Genomic DNA, 18,469 nt, shown 5'->3' with positions numbered 1-18,469 from the left:
AAGGAAGCGGTTTGCGGGCCGCCCCCTTACAGGCCAAAAAAAATTAGAGCATTCAGTAGGTGATGTCTGTCATGGGAAGCAGGGACAAGCCCCGACGTCGTCCAGGCAGGACGTACGGACGCGCAGGATTGGGGTGAGCACCCTGCCCGGAAAGCCCGGGACAGGGCACTCATTCCCTCGGATGGAGCTGCCGACTCAGATACTGCGTTTGCGCGTGAGCGCGGGAATTTTCGTCATCGGCACATTGATGTGCTGGACCTTGCCCACGGCGGCAGCCACCAGGGCCAGCGTGGGCTGGCCGAACAGCACGCGGATATCGGCCTCCATGCCGTCCTTGCGCATGCGTTCGATCAGCGTGACCGCCAACAGCGAATGCCCCCCCAGTTCGAAGAAGTGGTCGTGACGACCGACCCGTTCGACCCTGAGCAACTCCGCCCACAGCGCCGCAAGCTTGATCTCCCTGTCGCCCACGGGGGCTTCATAGAGGCGCGTGACGTACGCATTGCTGTCGGGAGCCGGTAGCGCCTTGCGGTCGAGCTTGCCGTTGGGGGTCAGTGGCAAGGCATCCAGGCACACGTAGGCGGCCGGCACCATATAGGCCGGCAACTGCGCTTGCAGGTGCGTGCGCAGGGCTTCGATGTCCGCCGACTCGTCTGGCGAATGCTGGGTGAAATAGGCCACCAGGCGCTTGTCACCCGGCTCGTCTTCACGGGCCAGGACCACGGTTTCCTTGATGTTTGGAGACTGGGCGAGCTTGGCTTCGATCTCGCCCAGCTCGATACGGAAACCGCGAATCTTCACCTGATCGTCGTTGCGGCCCAGGTATTCGATGTTGCCGTCCGGCAGGTAGCGGCCCAAGTCGCCGGTTTTGTACATGCGGGAGTTCGAAGCTTTGCTGAACGGGTCCTTGAGGAAACGCTCAGCCGTCAGGTCGTCACGATTGAGATAGCCGCGAGCGACTCCGGCGCCACCGATGTAGATTTCACCCGGCACGCCCAGCGGCACCGGTTGTTTGTGCTCGTCCAGCAGGTAGAACTGGGTGTTGGCCACCGGTTTGCCGATATGGGCGACAAACCCGTCTTCACGGGCCATCGACACCCAGCTTGAATAGGTCGTGGTTTCCGAAGGACCGTAGAGGTTGCACAGGCGCTTGACCTGGGTCTGTTCGAACAATGCTTCCACCAGGCTGCGCTTGAGCGCTTCCCCTGCGACGTTCACCGTATCGACACCCTCGCCCAACCCGCCGGACTCCAGCAACGCCTTGAGCGCCGACGGCACCGTATTGATCAAGGTGATGTCGTGCTCGCCCTGTTGCAGTTCCAGCACATTAGTGACCACGTCGATGCTGCCGCCCGAGGTCAGCGGTGCGAAGCATTCGTAGACCGCTAGGTCGAAGTTCAGCGAGGTCGAGAACAAGGTTTTCGACAGAGTTTGAGCGTCAAACGAACGATGGGCCCAGGTCAGGAAGTTCACAGTATTGTGGTGTTCAATCATCACGCCTTTAGGCAGACCGGTCGAACCCGAGGTGTAGATGACATAGGCCAGGTGCGAGGAGGTCAACTCTGCCACCTCGGGATTCAGGACGGATTCGTCCTGCCACAGCCCGCTGTCAAGATTGATCACTGGCATCGAAGCTTCGGCCAACAACCCAACCGTAGCGGCCTGCGCCAACACCGCCGCCGGCGCACTGTCTTCCAGCATGTAGGCAATCCGATCCAACGGATACGCCGGATCCAGCGGCACATAACCGCCTCCAGCCTTGAGAATCGCCAGCAAGCCGACAACCATGTCGATACCGCGCTCGACGCAGATCGCCACCCGCGAATCCGGCTGTACACCTTGCTTACGCAGGTAATGGGCCAGACGGTTGGCCCGTTCGTTCAGGTCCCCATAGCTCAGGCTCTGCTCGCCACAGATCACCGCCACGGCCTCCGACGTACGCTGCACTTGCTCTTCAAACAGCCCATGAATCGTCTGCTGCCGCGGATAGTCGGCCTCGGTGGCGTTGAACGTCACCAGCAGTTGCTCACGTTCCGAGGCCGGCAGGATCGACAATTGCTGCAAGGGCCTGTCCGGCTGTTGCTCAAGCATATGGACCAGGTTTTCCAGGGTGTGCCGCACATAACCACAAAGCCGTTGCGCACCAATGCGAGCCGGGGTCATGACGGTAAAGCTGAACGCTTCGCCCTGGTCGTCCACGGACAACATCAGCGGGTAGTTGGTCCGTTCTTCGCCACCCAGCACCTGGATACCGTTCCAGGCTGACAATGTCTCGCTCGACACCGTCGTGGCGGTGTGGCGGTAGTTGAGCAAGGCACTGAACAGCGGCGTCGGCGCCTGCACGCCACTGCAACGTTGCGCCAACGCCAAGGAGGCGTGTTCATGACCCAGCAACGCGGTCAGGCGGGCATGGGTCGCCTTGACCCCGGCGCGCACACCTTGCGCCCCCAGGCCTACGCGCAATGGCAAGGTATTGATGAACATCCCCAGCGCACGGTCGGCCCCCTCGCCGCCCTGCATCCGGCCCACCAGCACCGTGCCGAACACGACATCGTCCTTGCCCGACACCTTGCCCAGGACTTGCGCCCAAACCAGGTGATACAAGCTCGCCGCGCTCACCCCGAGCTGACGCGCCTGGGCCCGCAGCCGGCGACTCAGATCGGCCCCGACATCCTGGCGAACTTCCTCCAGGCCGCTGCCATCGCCTTGCACATCCTGCAACTCGAACGGCAGCGTCGGCTCGTCGATGTCGCCGAGCATGTCGCAAAAGAATGTTTCGTGCTCCTCACGGCTCACGCCCAAGCGCGCCTGGGCCACGTAATTGCGGTACGGCACCGACGCCGACAGTCGCTGCGCCTGGCCGAGCATGTGCGCCTCGATTTCCACGGACAGCACCGCCAGTGACGTGACATCGTCCACCAGATGGTGAAACAACAATATGCCCACCCAGCGTTGGTTCGCCGGGTCTTGCGCATAGACAATCCGCATCATCGGCGCCTGGCGAATGTCCAGGCGGTAGAACCTGGGGTCGAAACGCTGGTGCAACTGCGTGGCGATATCGCCCTGGGCCGGATCCAGCCCAACCGACTCGAAACTCAAGGGTGCGTCGCGCCAGACCACTTGCATGGGCTCGGACAGCCCCTCCCAGAGCACGCCGGTACGCAGGATATCGTGCCGGGTAATGACGGCTTGCAACGCGTGGGCGAAATCTTCCAGGTGGGTGAAACTGTCGAAACCGAATATCACCTGCTGCAGATAGGGGTCGCCTTCGGCGGCGGTGAGGTGGTGATATAGAATCCCTTCCTGCAGCGGCGCCAGGGCATAGATGTCCTGGACGTTGCTCACGCCGCCCGGCACCGCCGCGACAATCCGCTCGATCTCCTCTTGAGTCAGGTCGGCCAGCGGCAGCATGTCCGGTGTGATACGTGTGCAACCGGCCGGAATACCGTTGGCCGGCACGACGACTTCCCGGTAGCCCCCGACGGCGGCGGCCAGCGCGGCCAACGTGGGCTGACCGAACAAGACCCGCACATCGACGCTCAGGTCGACCTGGCGCATGCGTTCGATCATTTTGACCGCCAGCAGCGAGTGCCCGCCCAGCTCAAAGAAATTGTCATGACGACCGACCTGTTCGAGCTTGAGCAAGTCCTCCCAAATGCGGGCAATGCTGGCTTCCACTTCACCCTGCGGGGCCTCGTACTCACGAGCGATCACCGCTGAATGATCCGGTGCCGGCAGCTCCTTGCGGTCAAGCTTGCCATTGGGCGTCAGCGGCAGTGCCTCGAGCCGCACGTAGGCGGTCGGCACCATGTACTCCGGCAGTTGCCCTAGCAGATGGGTACGCAGGGCCTCGATATCCGCCATTTCATTCACTGAGTGCGTGGTGAAATAAGCCACCAGGCGTTTCTCGCCCGGCGCATCTTCACGGGCCAGCACCACGGCTTCTTTCACCGCCTCGTGTTGCGCCAATTTGGCTTCGATCTCGCCCAATTCGATGCGAAAACCACGGATCTTCACCTGGTCATCGTTGCGCCCCAGGTAGTCGATGTTGCCGTCCGGCAGGTAACGACCCAGGTCACCGGTGCGGTACATCCGGGCATTCGTCGCGGTGCTGAACGGGTCCCGCAGGAAACGCTCGACGGTCAGCTCCGGACGGTTCAGGTAACCCCGCGCCACCTGCACCCCGCCGATGTAAATCTCACCGGCCACGCCCAGGGGCGCCGGTTGTTGATGGTCATCGAGCAGGTAGATCCGCGTGTTGGCAATCGGCTTGCCGATCGGTGTGCTGTCCGGCGTGTCTGCACCCGTGCAATCCCACGCCGTCACATCCACCGCCGCTTCGGTCGGGCCGTACAGGTTGTACAGGCCAACGTGCGGCAACTGCGCCTTGAAGCGCCGCACCAGATGCCCCGGCAACGCCTCGCCGCTGCACATCACCCGCACCAAGCCTTCGCACTGACCCGCCTCGCCATGGGCCAGGAACACATCGAGCATCGACGGCACGAAATGCAGCGTGGTGATGCCTTGGGCCTGGATCACTTCGCGCAGGTACGCCGGGTCGCGATGCCCACCCGGACGGGCCATCACCAACCGCGCGCCGCTGAACAGCGGCCAGAAGAATTCCCACACCGACACGTCGAAGCTGAATGGGGTCTTTTGCAGCACCGCGTCCGCGGCGCTCAAACCGTATTCGTCCTGCATCCACAGCAGCCGGTTGACCACCCCGCCGTGTTCGTTCATCACGCCCTTGGGCAGGCCGGTGGAGCCCGAGGTGTAGATGACATAGGCCAGGTGATGGGCATGCAGGCCCTCGACCTGCGGATTGTCGGTGGGCTGCGTCGAGAAACCGTCAGCCTCATCCAGCAACAGGGTCCGCGCCTGGGTAGCCGGCAGACTGGCCCGCAAGGCACGCTGGGTCAGCACCACCATGGGCGCGCTGTTTTCCAGCATGTAGGCCAGGCGCTCGCGGGGATAATCCGGGTCCAGCGGCACATACGCCGCGCCGGCCTTGAGAATGCCCAGCAGGCCCGCGACCATGTCCAGGCTGCGATCGGCACAGATCGCCACGCGGTCATCCGGGCGAATGCCCAGTTCCAGCAAGCGATGGGCAATCTGGTTAGCGCGCTCGTTGAGTTGCGCATAGCTCAGCTGCGCCTCGCCAGAGACCACGGCGACCGCGTCCGGGCAGGCCGCGACCCGCGTCTCGAACAGGCCGTGCAAGGTCAGGCCCTGCGGGTAGTCGACCGCCGTGGCATTGAACGTTTCCAGCAGATGCCGGCGTTCGGCCGCCGGCAGACTGGTGAGGGCATGCAGCGGCGTATGCGGTGCCTGCTCCAGTGCGGTGACCAGGCCTTCGAGCGTGGCCTGCACGTATTCGCCGATACGCCGCGCACCGGTCCCGACCAGTGCCTGCACCACCAGGCTGAAACCCTCGCCCTCATCATCCACGCTCAAGGCCAGGGGATAATTGGTGCGTTCTTCGCCTCCGAGCGTCTCGATGCCCTCCCATGCCGAGACCGTCTGCGCAGTGGCCTCAAGCCCACAATGGCGGTAGTTGAGCATCGAGCTGAACAGTGGGGTCGGTGCTACGACACCGCTGCAACGCTGGGCCAGCGCCAGCGAGGCATGTTCGTGGCCGAGCAGCCCGGTAAGCCGCTTGTGCGTGGACCGCACGCCTTCCACCACGCCCTGCTCACCCAGGCTCACCCGCAATGGCAGGGTGTTGATGAACATCCCCAAGGCGCGGTCGGCGCCCTCGCCGCCTTGCAGCCGGCCCAGAAGCACCGTGCCAAAGACGACGTCGTCGCGAGCGCTGACATGCCCCAACACCCGCGCCCAGGCCAGGTGCATCACGCTCGCCGCGCTGACACCCAACTGTCGGGCTTGTTCGCGCAGACGACGACACAAACCTGCCGCCACCACCAGCCTGACCTCCTCCACACCGTTACCATCACCCTGCACATTCTGCAGGCCGAACGGCAGCGTCGGCTCGTCGATGTCGCCGAGCATCTCCCGGAAAAACGCTTCATGCTCCTGCTGGCTTACCCCCAGGCGGGCCTGGGCTACATAGTTGCGGTAAGGCACCGCAGCGCCCAACTGGTGCGCCTTGCCGAGCATATGGGCCTGCATTTCGCGGTCCAGCACTTCCAGGCCGGTATGGTCCAGCACCATATGATGGAACAGCAGCATCGCGATCCAACGCTGGTTGGCGGCATCCTCGGCGATGGCCAGGCGCAGCAACGGGGCCTGACGCACATCCAGCCGGTAATGCCGGGCATCGAAACGTTCGTACAGCTGCGTAATGACATCTGCGCCGTTCGGCTCCGGTACTTGCTCATCAATCATGAGCTGCGCCCGACGCCACACGACCTGCATGGGATCCTCGAGGCCCTCCCAGACGATCGAGGTCCTGAGAATGTCGTGGCGGTCGATCACCTGCTGCAACGCCTGGATGAACTCATCCAAGCGTGCGCGGCGCTCAAAACCGAACACCGTCTGCAACACATACGGATCGCCTTTTTCCGCCGTCAGATGGTGATACAGAACGCCTTCCTGCAAGGGGGCCAGCGGGTAGATGTCCTGCACATTGCCCACGCCGCCCGGCACACTCGCCACGATCCGATCGATCGCCTCCTGGCTCAGTACCGCCAACGGCAACAGGTCAGGCGTGATGCGCTGGCAACCCTCGACGATCGCATTGGCCGGCACCACCACCTCACGATACCCACCGACCGCGGCGGCCAGGGCGCGTAGCGTCGGCTGGCTGAACAGCACCCGCACGTCCACCGACAGGTCGACCTGGCGCATGCGCTCGATCAAGCTCATCGCCAATAACGAATGCCCACCCAGTTCAAAGAAATGGTCGTGGCGCCCCACCCGTTCGACCTTGAGCAGTTCGGCCCACAGTTGCGCCAGGGTCTGTTCGACCTCGCCCTGCGGGGCTGCGTATTCACGGCTGGCATAGGCGTCGGCGTCCGGTTCCGGCAATGCGCGACGATCCAGTTTGCCGTTGGCGGTCAGCGGGAAGGATGGCAATACCACGAAAGCACTCGGCACCATGTAGTCAGCCAACGCGGCCACCAGCTCGGCGCGCAACGCCTGCGCCGACAAGGTGATGCCGCCTTCAGGGATGACATACCCCACCAGGCGCTTGGGCCCCGTTTCGTCCTGGCGCGCCAGCACCACGGCGTCTTTCACGCCCGCGCATTGGCCCAGGCGGACTTCGATCTCGCCCAGTTCGATACGAAAACCGCGGATCTTCACCTGGTCGTCGTTACGGCCCAGGTACTCCACCACCCCATCCGCCCGCCAGCGCGCCAGGTCGCCGGTGCGGTACAGCACGGCGTCGGGCTCGGCATTGAACGGGTCGGTAACGAACTTCTCGGCGGTCAGCTCGGGACGGTTCAGATACCCTTTCGCCACGCCATCGCCACCGATGTACAACTCGCCCGCCACGCCGGCCGGCACCGGCTGCCGGTGGGTATCCAGTATGTAGACCCGGCTGTTGCCAACCGGACGGCCAATCGGGATCCCGCCCTCGCCCACGGCCTTGATTTCGTGGGTGGTGGTGAAGGTGGTCGCTTCGGTCGGCCCGTAGCCGTTGAGCAAGTGAGCCGGGGCGCCTTCGCTCAGCACCCGAGCGATTACCGCCGGGTCGAGCACATCGCCGCCGACGATCAAATAGCGCAGCTGTCCGAATACGTCCATCAGGCCGCTGGCGTATTGGTGGAACAGACCGGCGGTCATCCACAACACACTGACCGATTGCTCAAGCAGCAGTGCGCGGAAACGCTCTTGGGTCAGCAATACGTCCTGTTCGACCACCACCACGCAACCGCCGTTGAGCAACGGCGCCCAGACGTCCAGGGTGCTGGCGTCGAAGGCCGGATTGGAGGCAAAGGCCACTCGGTCGTGCTCGTTGAAATCCGCGTAACCGTTGTTGATCACCAGCCGGTTGACCGCGCGATGCGGTACCAACACGCCTTTTGGCGTGCCGGTGGAACCGGAGGTGAACATGAGGTAGGCCACTGATTCGCTGCTTTGCGCCAGATCGAGGTTATCGGCGACTTCATTGACGACCGCCGTATCCAGATCCACCCGTTGCGAGCTGTCAGGCGCTACCGCCGTGCTCAACGTCAACACGACCTGCGCCCCGCTGTCCTGCACCATGAACTGCTGGCGTTCCAGAGGCGCGCTGACATCCAGCGGGACATAGACGGCGGCACATTTGAGAATCGCCAACTGGCTGACCAACAGCTCAATCGAGCGTTCCAGCGCAATCGCCACGCAATCGCCCGGCTGTACGCCCCGATCGATCAGATGGCGCGCCAGGCGATTGGCTTTGGCATTGAGTTCACCGTAGGTCAGGCGTTGCGAAGCATGCACGGCGGCGATGGCCTGCGGCCGGGCCAACACCTGCGCTTCAAACACCCCATGAACGGTCCTGTCCTGCGGATAAGGGCGCCGGGTAGCGTTGAAATCCACCAGCAACTGCTCGCGCTCGGCTTCCGGCAGGATCTCCAGACGGTTGAGCGGCGTCCGTGAGGCGTGCTCCAGTGCCAGGACCAGGTGTTCAAGTGCCGTGTGCATGTAGCCGCAGATGCGGGTCGCCCCCATCCCTTGCAATACCTGGGCATCCAAACTGAAACCTTCGCCCAGGTCGTCCACAGACAGGGTCAACGGGTAGTTGGTGCGCTCTTCGCCGCTGAGGTTTTCCATTCCCTGCCAGGCGGCCGTGGCCTCGGCTGAAGCCACGCCGGCAGCGCTGTGCCGATAGTTGAGCAAGGCGCTGAACAACGGCAGCGGCGCAACCACGCCGCTGCAACGTTGGGCCAGGGCCAACGAGGCGTGTTCATGGCCGAGCAGCGCGCTCAAGCGTGCATGGGTGGCCTTGACCCCGACGCGCACGTCCGGCTCATCCAGGTCGATCCGCAACGGCAAGGTGTTGATGAACATGCCCAGGGCACGGTCGGCGCCCTCGCCGCCCTGCATCCGGCCCATCAGTACGCTGCCAAACACCACATTGTCGCGCCCGGACAAGCGTCCGAGTACCTGTGCCCAGGCCAAATGGTGAAGGCTGGCGGCACTCACGCCCAACTGCCGCGCCTGGGCCCGCAGGCGACGGCTCAAACCGGCGTCCACCTGCAGCCGCGCTTCCTCGACACCGCGCCCATCGCCCTGCATCTGCTGCAAGCCCAATGGCAGCGTGGGTTCGTCGACATCGCCCAGCATCTCGCGGAAAAAAGCCTCGTGCTCTGCCTGGCTGACACCCAGGCGCGCCTGTGCCACGTAGTTGCGGTACGGCATCGCGTCGGGCAAGGCATCGGCTTGCCCGAGCAGGAACGCCTGCATCTCCTGTTGCACGACCTCCAGGGCCGTGTGGTCGAGGGCGATGTGATGGAACAACAGTATCGCCACCCAGCGCTGGTTGGCCGGGTCATGGGCAAAGCGCAGGCACATCAGCGGAGCCTGGCGAATATCGAGGCGATGATAACGGGCGTCGAAACGAGCATGCAGTTGGGCCACCGCATCACCGTCTCCGGCATTGAAGGCGATCTGTTCGATGCTCAATACCGCCTTGCGCCAGACCACCTGCACCGGCTGCTCCAACCCCTCCCACAACACCGACGTGCGCAGGATATCGTGACGATCGATCACGCTTTGCAGCGCCTGCGCAAACGCGTCGAGGCGTGCCTCGCTCTGGAAGGCGAACAGCGCCTGCAATCCGTAGGGATCTCCCTGCGGGGTCGACATGTGATGGTAGAGAATGCCTTCCTGCAGCGGTGCCAGCGCGTAGATGTCCTGTATGTTCGACGCACCGCCCGGCACGCTCGCCACGATGCGGTCGATGGCATCCTGGCTGAGCGTCGCCAGCGGCAACATCTGCGGGGTGATCCGTTCGCAGCCCGGCGTGATCCCGTTGGCGGGCACCAGGACTTCGTTGCCACTGCCCACCGCCGCGGCAAGTGCCGCGAGGGTCGGCTGGCCGAACAGCACACGCACATCCGCGCTCAAGCCGACCTGACGCATTTGCTCGATCAGGTTGACGGCGAGCAAGGAGTGGCCGCCCAGTTCGAAGAAGTGGTCATGACGGCCAACCCGTTCAACCTTGAGCAGGCCTTGCCAGATATGCGCCAGGGTGATTTCGGTCTCACTCCGAGGGGCTTCATAACCGCGGGTGATCAACGCATGGTGGTCCGGTGCCGGCAGGGCCTTGCGGTCGAGTTTACCGTTCGGGGTCAGCGGCAACCTGTCGAGACGCACGTAGGCCGACGGCACCATGTGCTTGGGCAAATGCACCTGCAACTGCGCTTGCAGACCCTCAGGCGCGAGGCTCTGGTCGGCGGCGTCGTGCACCGTGTAGTAGGCCACCAGGCGTTGGTCATCCGCCGCCTCTCCCAGCGCAATGACCACGGCCTCTCGAACGCCGGCGCAAGCACCCAGCCTGGATTCTATTTCACCCAGTTCAATGCGCAGGCCCCTGATTTTCAGTTGACCATCGTTACGCCCCAGGTACTCGATGTTGCCGTCCGGCAAATAGCGTCCCAGATCACCGGTACGGTACATCCTGGCATTTTGCACAAGGCTGAACGGATCCTTCACGAAACGCTCGGCGGTCAACTCCGGCCGGTTCAAATAGCCCCGCGCAACCCCCGCGCCACCGATATACAGCTCACCGGCCACCCCGACCGGAACCGGTCGCAATTGTGCATCCAGCAGATACACCCGCGTGTTGGCCACCGGTCTGCCGATATGCAACACCTGCTGCGAAGCGTCGATCCGGCCCGAGGTGGCGACCACGGTCGTTTCCGTCGGGCCGTAGTTGTTGATCACATCGAAGGGCAGATCGGCCGGCAGCTTGCGCAGGCGATCGCCACCGATCAGCAGCTTGCGCAACCGATCGTGACTCAGGTTGCGACCCAATGCGTACTCGGCAATGGGCGTGGGCAGGAAACACACATCCAGCGCCTGGGCCTGCCACCAGTCGAGCAGCGCATCGACATCCTCGCTACCGGCATGCGCCGGAGGCAGCAGCAACGTGGCGCCCGCGCAGAGTGCGGGCCAGACCTCCCAGGCCGCCGCATCGAAACCGAAACCGGCGACACTGGAGGTACGGCTGCCACGTCCCACTGCGAAGGCGTGACAATGCCAATCCACCAGATTGTTGAGATTGCGATGCTCGACCATCACCCCTTTGGGCAGACCGGTCGATCCGGAGGTGTAGATCACGTAGGCCAAGTGCTGGGCGTCAAGCCCCTGCACCTGGGGGTTGGAGACGGATTCGCCCTGCCAGTCGTCGCCATCGAGATCAACGACAGGCAGCGAGACGTCGCCCAACAGGGGATGGGTACGGGTCTGTGCCAGCACCGCCACCGGCGCACTGTCCTGCAGCAGGTAGGCAATACGTTCCGCCGGGTAAGCCGGGTCTATGGGGACATACCCCGCACCGGATTTCAGGATGCCCAACAAGCCGACGATCATTTCCAGGCTACGCTCGACACAGATCGCCACCCGATCATTCGGCCGGACGCCCAAGGCCAGCAGGCGGCGTGAAACCTGATTCGCCCGAGCGTTGAGTTCGCCGTAGGTCAGTGTCTGGTCGGCGTGCTCCAGCGCAACCGCCTCGGGCTGCTCGCTGGCCTGGGCTTCGAACCGCCGATGGATCAGCGCGTCGAGTGCATACGCCGCGTCTGTCATATTCCAGGTTTCGAGCGATTGACTGCGTTCGGCCGGTGGCAGTATCGACAGACTGTTCAATGGGCTCCGCGGCGAGGTTTCCAGCGCCGCCACCAGCTGTTCCAACGCAATGTCCATGTACACGCAGACCCGCTGCGCGCCAATCTGCGGCACGGCCAGCACCGACAGGCTGAAATCGTCGCCCAGGTCGTCTACCGACAGGGACAGCGGAAAATTGGTGCGCTCCTGCGCGCCCAGGCTTTCGATCCCCTCCCAGGCCAGGCTGGCTTCCGGCGGGAGAGCCTGGGCCGCGCCGGCGCTGTGTCGATAGTTCAGCAGCGCGCTGAACAGCGGCGCCGGTGCCACCACGCCGCTGCAACGTTGGGCCAGGGCCAGGGAGGCGTACTCATGGCTGAGCAAGGCACTCAACCAGGCATGGGTGTCTTTCACTCCATCGCGCACGCTTTGCGCGCCCACGCCCACCCGCAACGGCAAGGTATTGATGAACATGCCCAGTGCCCGGCTCATGCTTTCACCGGCCTGCATGCGCCCCAGCATCACCGTGCCGAACACCACGTCTTCGCGACCCGATACGCAGCCCAGCACTTGGGCCCAGGCCAGGTGAACAATGCTCGCCGCGCTGACACCGAGTTGCCGAGCCTGGGCGCGCAGACGGCGACTGAGGTCTGGCGTCAGCGCTTGATGGCCCTCTTCGATGGCGATGCCGTCACCCAGCACATCCTGGTGGCCGAAAGGCAAGGTCGGCTCGTCGACATCGCCCAGCATTTTGCTGAAGAACGCCTCATCGGACTGCCGCTGGCCGGCCTGCCGGGTCCGGGCCACGTAATGACGATAAGGCACCGCGGGGCGCAGTTGCCCGGCCTGCCCCATCAGATAGGCCTGCATTTCGTTCTGTACAACGCTCAGCGCCTCATGGTCGAGGGCCATGTGGTGGAACAGCAGCATGGCGACCCAGCGCTGGTTCGCGGTGTCTTGGGCAACCACCAGCAACAGCAACGGCGCCTGGCTGACGTCCAGCCGATAGTGCCGGGGATCGAAGCGCGCCTGCAGTTGCGCCAGGACGTCGCCCTCGGCGAGGTCGGCGCTGATGTCCTTGACGCCCAGTCGAGCCTCACGCCAGACCACCTGGACCGACTCTTCCAACCCCTCGCGGATGATGGCGGTGCGCAGGATGTCGTGCCGATCGATCACACTTTGCAAGGCATCGATGAAATCCCTCAGGCGTTCACGCCGGGTGATGCTGAAATGAGCCTGCAAAACATACGGATCGCCCTCGGTGGCGATCAGGTGGTGATAGAGAATACCCTCCTGCAACGGTGCCAGCGGGTAGATATCCTGCACATTCGCAGCACCGCCCGGCACCGTCGCAACGATGCGGTCGATGGCTGGCTGATCGAGCGTCACCAGCGGCAGCATGTCCGGCGTGATCTGCACGCAGCCGACGGGAATGACGCTGGCGGGGGTGTCGACTTCGCCGGCCTTGCCTCCCTCGTATTCGCCGGCCTGGATCAACGCGATCAGCGCGGCCTTGTGCTCGCGCAGCAAGGCCAGCACCGCCGGCTCGCTCAGAGACTGTTTGCGGCCCCGTACCACGAGCTGATCGCCCTTGACTGAAAGCTGTACGTCTTTTTCTTTTAGTGTCGCCAACAGTTCGATCACACTCACAGGACAATCTCCATTTTTTCTGTCATTGCCGCGTATTCCGAGAGCGTGGGCTGCTCGAACAACGTCCGCACATCCGCTTCCATACCCTCTTGGCGCATCCGCTCCATCAGGCTGACGGCAAGCAAGGAATGCCCACCCAGTCCAAAGAAGTGATCGTGACGGCCAACGCGCTCTACATTGAGCACTTCAGCCCACAACTGGGCCAGCGTGATTTCGGTTTCGCCGATGGGGGCTTCGTAGCCCCGGGTGATGAAAGCCTCCAGGTCCGGTGCCGGCAGCACCTTGCGGTTGAGCTTGCCGTTGGGTGTCAGCGGCATGGTGTCGAGGCGTACATAGGCCACCGGCACCATGAAGGCCGGCAGTTGTGCCTGCAGGCAGGTACGCAGCGCTTCGATATCCGCCGCTTCGTCCGGTGCGTATTGGGTGAAATAGGCCACCAGGCGTTTTTCCCCCGGTACGTCTTCACGGACCAGCACCGCAGCCTCCTTCACCGCGTCGTGCTGGGCGAGCTTGGCTTCGATCTCGCCCAGTTCGATGCGGAACCCGCGGATCTTCACCTGATCGTCATTGCGTCCCAGGTACTGCAGGGTGCCGTCAGGCAGCCAGCGACCGATGTCGCCGGTCTTGTACAGGCGCGCGTCGGCCTTGCCGTAGAACGGGTCGGCGATGAAGCGTTCGGCACTGAGCTGCGGCAGGTTGAGGTAACCGCGGGCCACACCGACACCGCCGATATGGATCTCACCGGGCACGCCCACCGGCACCAACTGCCCGTGAGTGTCCAGCACATGCAATTGCATGTTGCGGATCGGCCGCCCAATCGGGATCGACTGGTGCCGGTAGGTCTCAAGGTCGCTGTCGGCCGTGTACCAGGCAACCACGTCACTGCACTCGGTCGGCCCGTAGCTGTTGATCACCGCCGGCCGTGGCTGGGCCAGCTTCTCCAGCATGGCGACCTGGATCGGTTCACCCCCCAGGACCACCCGTTTCAGGCAGGCCAGGGCTTGCTGGTGGTCGGCGTCCACCAGCGCGTGGAAGGCGCTGGGCGACATATTGAGGTGGCTGATCCCGGCCTGGGCGACCTGGGCGACGATGGCGCCGGGATTGAAGGGTTCGGCGGCCAGGTGCAGCGAGGCCCCGACCATCAGCGGCGCGAGGATGTTTTTCTGGGTCAGGTCAAAGTTGTAGGAGGACGCCAGCAGCACCGCGTCGCCGGCGTGGAAAGCCAGGTCCTCGAGGTACCAGTCCAGCAGGTTGCGCAGGCCGCGATGTTCGACCATCACCCCTTTGGGCAAGCCGGTGGAACCGGAGGTGTAGATCACGTAGGCCAGGTGGGCCGGCGTCAGGCCAGAGACCAGCGGGGTGTGCTCCGGCTCGTCTTGCCACGGGCCGGCATCCAGGTCGATCAATGGCACCTGAACCTGCAACAAGAGTTCTCTGGTCGCTGCCTGGGCCAGCACCGCAGCCGGCTCGCTGTCCGTCAGCATGTAGGCAATCCGCTCCGCGGGATACGCCGGGTCCAAAGGCACATAACCACCGCCCGCCTTGAGAATCGCCAGCAGCCCGATCACCATCTCGGCGCTGCGCTGGACACAGATCGCCACGCGTGAATCCGGTTGCACGCCCTGCTTGCGCAGGTAATGCGCCAACTGGTTGGCTCGCGCGTCCAACTGGCGATAACTCAACGCGTGCTCGCCGTGCTGGACGGCCACGTTGTCCGGCGTACGCTGGACCTGGGCTTCGAACAGCCCGAGAACCGTCTGCTCCTGCGGGTCGTCGGCACCACCGGTATTGAACTCGGCCAGCAGTTTCAGGCGCTCGCTCGGCGGCAGGATCGACAACTGGTGCAACGGCGCCTCCGGCGTCTGCTCAAGCATCTGGATCAGGCCTTCCAGCGCCTGCTCCACATACCCGCACAGCCGCTGGGCGCCGATGCGCGCCGGGGTCATGACGGTGAAGCTGAACGCTTCGCCCTGGTCATCCACCGACAACGTCAGCGGGTAGTTGGTCCGCTCTTCGCCACCCAGCACCTGGATACCGTCCCAAGCCGACAAGGCTTCGGCGGAAGCTGCCGCGCCGGTGTGACGGTAGTTGAGCAAGGCACTGAACAACGGCGTCGGCGCCTCTACGCCGCTGCAACGTTGCGCCAGCACCAACGAGGCGTGCTCATGGCCGAGCAAGGCGGTCAGTCGGGCATGGGTTGCTTTCACACCCGCACGGACACCGGTTTCCCCCAGTTTCACCCGCAACGGCAGCGTATTGATGAACATCCCCAGTGCACGGTCGGCGCCCTCGCCGCCCTGCATCCGGCCCACCAACACGGTGCCGAACACCACGTCGTCGCGACCCGAGACCGTGCCCAGCACCTGCGCCCAGACCAGGTGATACAGGCTCGCCGCGCTCACGCCGAGCTGACGCGCCTGGACCCGCAGCCGACGGCTGAGGCCGGCCTCGACCTCCTGGCGAACCTCTTCGATGCCGCTGCCGTCGCCTTGCACATCCTGCAAATCAAACGGCAACGTCGGCTCGTCGACATCACCGAGCATGTCGCGGAAGAATCGTTCATGGGCTTCGCGACTCACGCCCAACCGAGCCTGGGCCACGTAGTTGCGGTACGGCACCGATGCCGGCAAGCGTTGTGCCTGGCCGAGCATGTGCGCCTCGATCTCCGCGGACAGCACGGCCAACGAGGTGGCGTCATCCACCAGGTGATGGAACAACAGCATGCCCACCCAGCGCTGGTTGGCCGGGTCTTGCGCATAAGCGACCCGCATCAGCGGCGCCTGGCGGATGTCCAGGCGATAGTGCCGGGGGTCGAAACGCTGATGCAACTGCGTGGCAACCTCCCCGGCCGCCGGATCCAGCTCAACCGCCTCGACCACCAGCCGCGCGTCACGCCAGACCACCTGCATGGGCTCGGCCAAGCCTTCCCAGAGCACGCCGGTGCGCAGGATATCGTGACGGGAAACGACCGCTTGCAGCGCTTGGGTGAAATGCTCCACATGGGCGAAGCTGTCGAACGCGAACATCACATATTGCAGGTAGGGATCGCCCTGGGCAGAGGCGATGTGGTGATACAGGATCCCTTCCTGCAACGGCGCCAGGGCGTAGATATCCTGCACATTTGTCACGCCACCCGGCACCGTGGCCACGATCCGGTCGATGGCGTCCTGGTCGAGTGCGGCCAGGGGCAGCATGTCCGGGGTGATCCGCGTGCAGCCGTCCGGGATCGCGTTGCCCGGCACCACGACTTCCGTGTGCCCACCCACCGCGGCAGCCAGGGCCGCCAGCGTCGGTTGGCCGAACAGCACCCGCACATCGGCACTCAAGCCGACGTGACGCATGCGTTCGATCAGCTTCACCGCCAGCAGCGAATGGCCACCCAACTCGAAGAAGTTGTCGTGACGGCCGATTCGCTCAAAGTCCAGCAGGTCTTGCCAGATCGCGGCGATGACTGTCTCGGCCTCGCCTTGCGGGGCTTCGTATTCACGGCTGATCACTGCCGACTGATCCGGCGCCGGCAAGGCCTTGCGGTCGAGCTTGCCGTTAGTGGTCAGCGGGAACGCTTCAAGGATCACGAAGGCGCTGGGCACCATGTACTCCGCCAGCGATCCCAGCAACTGCGTACGCAGGTCGACAGCCGAGAGCGATGCACTTTGCGCGGCAATGACATAAGCCACCAGGCGCTTGTCGCCCGGCGCGTCTTCACGGGCAACGACCACCGCCTCGCTGACACCCTCGCAGGCCGCCAAGCTCGCTTCGATCTCACCCAGTTCGATACGGAAGCCGCGGATCTTCACCTGGTCGTCGTTACGGCCCAGGTACTCGATGCTGCCGTCGGCCAGCCAGCGGCCGAGGTCGCCGGTCCGGTACAGGCGCGCCCCTTCACACCCGCTAAAGGTGTCGGCGATAAACCGTTCCTGGGTCAACTCGGGCCGGTTCAGGTAACCCCGCGCCACGCCCGCGCCGCCTACGTACATCTCACCCACCACGCCCACCGGCACCGGCTCGCGCCGGGCGTCGAGCACGTACAGTTGCAGGTCGGGAATGCGCTTGCCGATGGGGCTGACGCCCGCCAACTGGGCATCAGCCGCTTCAAGCGGACGATACGTCACGTGCACCGTCGTTTCGGTGATGCCGTACATGTTGACCAACTGCGTCCCTGCGTTGGCTACACGGGCATACCAAGGCTTGAGCATCCCGGTTTCCAGCGCTTCACCGCCAAAGATCACCTGGCGCAGGCTGTGGCGCAGATCGCTTTCACCCTGGGCCACGATCAGTTGCCGGAAAGCGCTTGGTGTCTGGTTCAGCACGGTCACACCGGCCTCGCACAGCAGCGCGTAGCAATCTTGCGGGGAGCGACTGACCCACTGCGGCACCACCCACAAGCGTCCACCATGGATCAGCGCGCCCCAGATTTCCCAGACCGAGAAATCGAAGGCGAAGGAGTGGAACAGCGCCCACACGTCTTGCGGGCCGAACTCGAACCAGGGTTGGGTCGCCGAGAACAGCCGCGCGACATTGCGGTGTTCGACCATCACGCCCTTGGGCAACCCGGTGGAGCCGGAGGTGTAGATCACGTAGGCCAACTGCGACGACGTCAGGCCAGGTACTTGCGGGTTGGCGGTGGACTGGCCGCGCAACGCCGGGTTATCGAGTTCGATCACCCGTACAGACTCTTCGGCCAGCAGCGCCTGGGTGGCGGCATGCACCACGATCGCCACGGGGGAGCTGTCCTCGAGCATGTAGGCGATGCGCTCCGCCGGGGAGGCCGGATCCAGCGGTACGTAACCGGCGCCCGACTTCAAGATACCCAACAGGCCGACGATCATGTCCAGGCCGCGTTCGACACAGATCGCGACCCGGTCATCCGGACAAATACCCAGCGACAACAGGCGATGAGCGAGCTGGTTGGCCTGGGCGTTGAGTTTGCCGTAGGTCAATGCCTGACCCTCGAACACCACCGCCACCGCGTCGGGTTGCGTCGCGACCTGGGCCTCGAACTGGCGATGGATCAGCGCGTCATGGGCGTACGTCGCCTCTGGTGCGTTCCAGGTCTCCAGCAGTTGCGTACGTTCGGCCGACGGCAACACCGTGAGGTTGCGCACCG

Annotated in this window: 2 protein-coding genes (1 of these 2 only partly in view); both read right to left on the bottom strand. The window is 64.1% G+C overall.

Annotation, left to right across the window (positions count from 1 at the left end; genetic code table 11):
- Positions 1-195: 195 nt before the first annotated feature.
- Complete coding sequence (locus J3P85_RS12375) at positions 196-13,362, bottom strand: amino acid adenylation domain-containing protein (protein WP_434706017.1); 13,167 nt, start codon at positions 13,360-13,362, stop codon at positions 196-198.
- A protein-coding gene (locus tag J3P85_RS12370) for a non-ribosomal peptide synthase/polyketide synthase (RefSeq protein ID WP_434706016.1) crosses the window boundary here: on the bottom strand, positions 13,359-18,469 show its final stretch. It continues 23,920 nt past the right edge of the window; the window shows 5,111 of its 29,031 coding nt (coding positions 23,921-29,031); its start codon lies beyond the right edge, outside the window — the gene reads right to left on this strand; it ends in the stop codon at positions 13,359-13,361. The genes J3P85_RS12375 and J3P85_RS12370 overlap by 4 nt, the downstream gene beginning before the upstream one ends.

The organism is Pseudomonas sp. Z1-12, from assembly GCF_051132015.1.
GTDB classification, from domain to species: domain Bacteria; phylum Pseudomonadota; class Gammaproteobacteria; order Pseudomonadales; family Pseudomonadaceae; genus Aquipseudomonas; species Aquipseudomonas zanjanensis.
The sequence above is the reverse complement of the archived record's forward strand: the minus strand, read 5'-3'. Positions and strand labels throughout refer to the sequence as shown.